We start from the raw sequence: 5653 nt of genomic DNA, 5'->3' as shown, positions 1-5653 counted from the left end.
CGGCGACTCCTACGATAATGCGATGGCAGAGAGTATCAACGGGTTGTACAAAACGGAGGTTATCCACCGCGGGAGCTGGAAAAACCGGACGGAAGTGGAGTTGGCCACGCTGGACTGGGTGGACTGGGTGGACTGGTACAACAACAGAAGGCTGCTCGGGCGGCTGGGTTACATCCCTCCTACTGAAGCCGAAATGAACTATTACGCTTTGCAATTAGCATCAGAGGAAGCGGCGTAGTATTGCCAAAATTACTCTCTAATAAACTCGGGGTTATTCACAGCGTTTCATATTCGCTTAGTTCTATTTGCGTTGTATGGTTGCCAAGGACAAAATGAGCCATACAAAAAAGGCTAGAAAAATATAGGTGCCTTAAAGGCACCTATGAACCCTTTCATAACAGCACAATACTGACCACTCATTAAGTAGTTAAATCTCTTTTCAAGGACGATTTTTAATGCGTGGTGTAGCACTAAAGCGAGAAGCTATTTCTGATCAAATTATCTATATGTGCGAAAGCAACCCCAATCCATGCCATATTCGAGATAGTGAGCACCGATATGTCTATATCAATCCGGCGATGGTTGAATTACTGGATTTGCCGAAAGCTTTTAACATTGAAGGTAAGCGGATAACAGACATACATCATTGGATGGCAATATTTTTAGACGAGATTTACAAACATGATAAAAACGTGATAGATAACAAGTCTTCGATATCTTTACTCATTACCTCTGCTTTTGGTCGTAAAGACATTGTCCAGCCTTATATTTTTGATATCCAACCTTTCTTCAATGACAAGGGCCATGTGGTTGGTACTATAGCAGAAGCTAAGCTATGTAGATTTTTCTCACCTCTGCAATATGCAGATGGCGAATCTCCCATAACATTAACCTTGAATATGCCTCATAGCTATTTTACAGAACGCGAAATTGAAATAATCTTCTTTACTTATCATGGATTAAGCAGTAAAGAAACAGCGAGACGATTAAGAATTTCTCATAGAACCGTAGAAAACAGGTTATGTAATCTGTATCAAAAGACACACGTTAATAACATCTACCAATTTCGAGAGTTTTGCAGAGATATTGACCTTGATTGCTATATACCGACAAATCTGTTAGTTCCCTCAATTCGAGTTATTGGATAACTATTATCTATCTACACATTTGTTGCCGTACCCAGTGCGTATTCCGGCGCAACGTGAACGCTCATTCTGGTTTGGCGTGAACACGAATTCCGGTGCCGTGAACGCATATTCTGGAGGGTGAACACCCGGCCAAATACGCAAAACGTGACATAGGCCTTACGGTTCTGCCACAGGACTGTTCGGTGCTCACTGCGCTGCGCTCCGCCTCAGTCCTGCAACAGAACCGTTGCCAAAGAAAACCCGCGCCTAGACGTGACAAGCACAGCGAAATATACATATGTGATTATTAGCACGCTGTATTCCGCCACCAGAATCAGCGTTCACGGGCCGGAATCACCGTTCACTTTCACCGGAATACGCACCCAGCAACCAAAAATAGAAGTCCACCGCCCCATTGACGCAAGGATAACCCATGCGCTATAGCGCACAGGCTCGTGTTACATTTTGAGAATGGCGGCTATGAGACTGACACCGGCAGCAACCATTAGTCCAAGTCGGATAGTCATCTGCATGCCAAGCTTCTCAAATTTATCGTTAATTTTATCGAAACCAGCAGCCATATCCTTGCGAACGTCGGCTATCTGAGCTTCGTTTTTCTCAAAGCGAGTAATCATCTCTTTGCGCACATCCTCAAGATCGCGCTTGGTGGCAACATCAACAGCCTCATGCGATTCACGAACCGCAAGTGAAATTGCCTTGGCCTGTTCTTTCTTCAAGCCAGACTTTTCTAGTGTTTCAACGAATTTCAACGTATCAAATGCAACCTGACCCATGGGGGGAATCTCCTCTTTTGGGCAAGTGTAACCCAGCAATCGTATTGACGGAAGATCAACCCATGCGCTATAGTCACTCTGCATCTGCAAATTCAGGTGCCGGGTTTGAGACCCCGCCGAAGAATCAGCGACAAAACTGACACGCCGCGAGCGTGTTTTTTTATGTCGCCCCCAGTCACATATCAATGGTGAACTGAGGAGGGCAGCCGAAAGGCTGGCCGGTTTGGATTCTCCGGTAGTCTCAACCCTGTTCAGTTCACCACCAATATGAGTTTGAGACCTCTAGGTGGTGAGTGTTATCAGAATCCACTGGAGATTGTCACCATGACGCTTCAAACATCCCTTGCTTCACCTAAAGTCATCATCCGCAATGGTAAAGCTGTAACTACATCCTTAGACGTTGCTGATTATTTTGACAAACGTCACGAACGCGTTCTGGACAAGATTCGCAACTTAGATTGTTCACCAAGATTTACTGAACACAATTTTGTGTCGAGTGAATACACCGACAGCACGGGCCGCAAACTCCCGATGTATACCATGACCAAGGACGGCTTCGTCTTCCTCGTCATGGGCTTCACCGGCAAAAAGGCAGCAGCGTTCAAGGAAGCTTACATCGCGGAGTTTAACCGCATGGAAGCTGAGCTTTATGCGATGCCGGGACATAATTCCTCAGCAGCCGAACTATTCACCGACGATGATCTTCGCAGATTAACACATCTCGTTTGGAGCATGGCTAATGGATTTCGTTTCGAGAAAGCATGGACCCAAGGTATCTGGCATGCTCTACGACTTGCCACCGGCGTACCATCGCCACAACACTTTGAAGTTCGGCAGATACCATTATTAGCCGAAGAGTGCAGCCGTATCTACTCTATGACCACCCAGTTAAAGCAAACAATATTCGAGGCAGAAAGGCAAGCCATAAAGCGTGTACTCCGTCAGCAAGAAGACGCAAATCTCGTACTTGGCGAGATGCAACGGATGATCGAGGATAGTAGCCAACAGCACTCCAGTGTTATGTCCCAAGCTCTGACGAAGTGGCAACAAGCAAACGTTAGCCAGTTCCTGCAACGTCACTAAAATTTCCTTCCTGTCCCGGTAATACACCGGGGTTACATTTTCTTCATCGTTTTTACTAACGAGGACTTTACTCATGCAAAATTTAACAATTGCACAAACATTAACCATGTCCAGCCTTGAAATTGCGGAGCTGGCTAACAAACGTCACGACAACGTAAAACGGACTATCGAAACGCTGATTAGCAAGGGCGTAATCACTTCTCCTCAAATTGAGGAAAAGCCCACAGCAGGCCCGCCCAACGACAGTTTATATGTTTGAGGGCGAACAGGGTAAGCGCGATAGTATCATCGTCGTCGCTCAACTTTGCCCTGAGTTCACCGCCCGCCTGGTTGACCGCTGGCGTGAATTGGAAAAACAGTTAGCCATCCCCGCCGATCCCATTCAGATGCTCAACGACCCGGCGGCCATGCGCGGCATCCTGCTTACCTATACCGAAAAGGTTCTCGCCCTCGAAAGCAAAGTTGAGGAGATGGTCCCGGACGTAAAAGCCCTGCACCGCATCGCCAAATCTGACGGCGGCATGTGCATCACCAACGCCGCCAAGGAGTTGCAAGTACGCCCCAAAGACCTGTTCGCCTTCCTCAGGGAGCGTGGATGGATTTATCGCCGTGTAGGTGCCAAAAACTGGATGGCCTACCAGAGCAAAATCCAGTCCGGCTACCTTGAGCATAAAATCTCGATTATTCCCGGTAACGATGGCACCGACAAAATTCGTGAGCAGGTGATAGTGACGCCAAAGGGACTGGCGAAACTCTCTCAAACTTTCTGCCTCGAACCGGCATAATTAAATCCTTTTCCATCAATCGTTTAGCTACGAGGATTTTTCACATGCAAAATTTAGTTTCTGAACATATTTTAACCATGTCCAGCCGCGAAATCGCAGAGTTGACTGAGAAGCATCACCACCATGTATTGCGCGACGACATTGAATCGATGATCGTCGATCTCGGAGAAGACCCGGAGGAGTATGTCCATTTTTGGGCACCCCCCCAGGACGGTCAGCAATACCGGGAATACCTCCTCGACCGTGACCATACCGAATGCTTACTCATAGAATACAGTGTCGTCCACCGCATGCGTGTTATTAAAAGCTGGCATGAGTTTGAAGAGCGTGCCAGCCAGTTTCCATACCACAAACGTATCCTGAAGCTCTACGCATCGCTGCCCAACGGGCAGAAGGAACACAGCACCCAAATAGATTTGCATCGTAAGAGGAACCGTGCATGAAACCCCGAATTCCCGTCTACATCCGTCGGCGGGCTGAAATGCTCATTCGCCTGTGGCGCTCAGGTGCCATCTACGCCAAACGCACCTACCGACGCAAATATCTATCAATCCCCGTTAATCGGAGATGGCGGGCATTATCCAAAGATAACGGACGGCACTGGGACGTGATGAGCCATGCCACCTACAACAACGAGATTTAACCACCATGAAGAACATGAAGTATCTCAAGGAAGCACTATTGGCAAAAGCGCTCGAAAGCAATCGTGAATTTGCCGAAGCAATAGTGCAATGGGGCAAGGCCGCCAAGCAAGCTAAATCACCGCATAACATGGAGTGGGCAATGGCACGTAAAGATTACTGCAAATCATGTTTGCGGAACGGATGAAGATAAATGCAAATCCTTTGAATTGTAAATACTTACTCTCTTCATTAAGTCACCTTACATATCCCCTTCCTACAATTCACAATTTTCACACGCCTGCTTCCGTTATGAAAAATGGAGTATGAGCTTTATCTAAATAGAGGTAATATATGAAAGTAGATTACGAGAATTTACACCCTAATTCATTTATTGATATGAAATTCATTACTACTGATTCAAAAATGACCGACAGATTCTTTTATAATCTCATCAGCTGCGGTAAGTTTCCCGGCCCTGTAAAGCTCGGGCGAGCATCACGTTGGATTTATGCTGATTACACAAAATGGAAAAAGCAGCAGATCGCTCTGTCTAGAAGTTCTAGCCCTCATTTACCCGGGTAAAATGCCGGGTAAATAATTGCAGGAATCGAATATACAAACAATAACAAGCTGTTTTATAATAAATAATATTACAGGTTCGATTCCTGTCGGGGACACCATTAAAACCTTACCTATCGTGACTCCCCATTACCCTAATCCCTCTCAGCCTAAAGCTTCTCGGCAATGGAACGTATTAGAAAGGCCAGAAGAGGCTGCGGGGAGGTGTTCAGATTTGCTAAATGCGTACACACCTTCTCCAAATTTATCAATTGCGATGCGTGCGACAACGGCTGAGCATTGCCCCATCCTTCAACAAGCCAAGGTGGGGTAAGGTATCCGAACATTAGCGGGGTATAGAGGGAGTGTTTAGCTAAAGGTGGCCAGCTACGTTTACAGCTTACTGGTTCACCTAAGTTGAGTTGAGTCAGTTGATAGAGTTCAGTGGGGTGAGTGGGTTGAGTGGCTTTAGTGGCTTTAGTGGCTTTAGTGGCTTTAGTGGCTTTAGTGGCTTTAGTGGCTTTAGTGGCTTTAGTGGCTTTAGTGGCTTTAGTGGCTTTAGTGGCTTTAGTGGCTTTAGTGGGTTTAGTGGCTTTAGTAGGATTGGTGGGTTTTGTGGGCTGAGTAGGTAAAGTGGATTGGGTGAGTTAAGCGGGTCATGGTCGGGTGTAAAGTAAAACGAG

Annotated in this window: 9 protein-coding genes and 1 pseudogene; 9 read left to right on the top strand and 1 reads right to left on the bottom strand. The window is 46.4% G+C overall.

The genetic code is table 11. The annotated features are described in order from the left end of the window. Together CINSTRO3249_RS12040 and CINSTRO3249_RS12035 are read left to right on the top strand one after the other, a co-directional pair. A partial coding sequence (locus CINSTRO3249_RS12040) for an integrase core domain-containing protein (RefSeq protein WP_143146883.1) occupies positions 1-238 on the top strand: 238 nt, incomplete at its 5' end. Between the two features lie 217 nt (positions 239-455). Beyond that, positions 456-1148: a helix-turn-helix transcriptional regulator gene (locus CINSTRO3249_RS12035; RefSeq protein WP_074013457.1), complete on the top strand. Its 693-nt coding sequence runs from the start codon at positions 456-458 to the stop codon at positions 1146-1148. Positions 1149-1585: 437 nt separating this feature from the next. Here the strand turns inward: CINSTRO3249_RS12035 and CINSTRO3249_RS12030 are convergent, their stop codons facing one another. Continuing rightward, on the bottom strand, positions 1586-1921 hold the full coding sequence (locus tag CINSTRO3249_RS12030; protein WP_074013459.1) for a CCDC90 family protein: 336 nt from the start codon (positions 1919-1921) through the stop codon (positions 1586-1588). A 324-nt stretch (positions 1922-2245) separates the two neighbouring features. Between CINSTRO3249_RS12030 and CINSTRO3249_RS12025 the strand changes: the two genes are divergently transcribed. The 7 genes and pseudogenes from CINSTRO3249_RS12025 (at position 2246) to CINSTRO3249_RS17260 (ending at position 5594) form a co-directional block, all read left to right on the top strand. Then, complete coding sequence (locus CINSTRO3249_RS12025) at positions 2246-3004, top strand: Rha family transcriptional regulator (protein WP_074013456.1); 759 nt, start codon at positions 2246-2248, stop codon at positions 3002-3004. Positions 3005-3077: 73 nt separating this feature from the next. Further along, positions 3078-3361: pseudogene (locus CINSTRO3249_RS17690) on the top strand (Rha family transcriptional regulator); the annotation flags it as partial. Positions 3362-3390: 29 nt separating this feature from the next. Continuing rightward, a complete protein-coding gene (locus CINSTRO3249_RS17685) occupies positions 3391-3789 on the top strand; it encodes a phage antirepressor KilAC domain-containing protein (RefSeq protein ID WP_371441383.1) in 399 nt (132 codons plus the stop codon). A gap of 44 nt (positions 3790-3833) precedes the next feature. Beyond that, entirely contained in the window at positions 3834-4232 is a 399-nt protein-coding gene (locus tag CINSTRO3249_RS12015) for a Rha family transcriptional regulator (protein ID WP_074013455.1), read from the top strand. After that, entirely contained in the window at positions 4229-4432 is a 204-nt protein-coding gene (locus CINSTRO3249_RS12010; protein ID WP_074013454.1) for a ParE family toxin-like protein, read from the top strand. Before CINSTRO3249_RS12015 ends, CINSTRO3249_RS12010 begins: the two co-directional genes overlap by 4 nt. A gap of 5 nt (positions 4433-4437) precedes the next feature. After that, positions 4438-4617 (top strand): ANR family transcriptional regulator, encoded by a 180-nt coding sequence (locus tag CINSTRO3249_RS12005; RefSeq protein WP_074013453.1) that lies wholly within the window; start codon positions 4438-4440, stop codon positions 4615-4617. 815 nt (positions 4618-5432) lie between these two features. After that, positions 5433-5594: a hypothetical protein gene (locus CINSTRO3249_RS17260; RefSeq protein ID WP_217265393.1), complete on the top strand. Its 162-nt coding sequence runs from the start codon at positions 5433-5435 to the stop codon at positions 5592-5594. Positions 5595-5653 lie beyond the last annotated feature (59 nt).

The organism is Candidatus Sodalis sp. SoCistrobi (assembly GCF_900143145.1).
In the GTDB taxonomy this organism is placed as follows: domain Bacteria; phylum Pseudomonadota; class Gammaproteobacteria; order Enterobacterales; family Enterobacteriaceae; genus SoCistrobi.
This window is presented reverse-complemented; position numbering and strand designations above follow the sequence as displayed.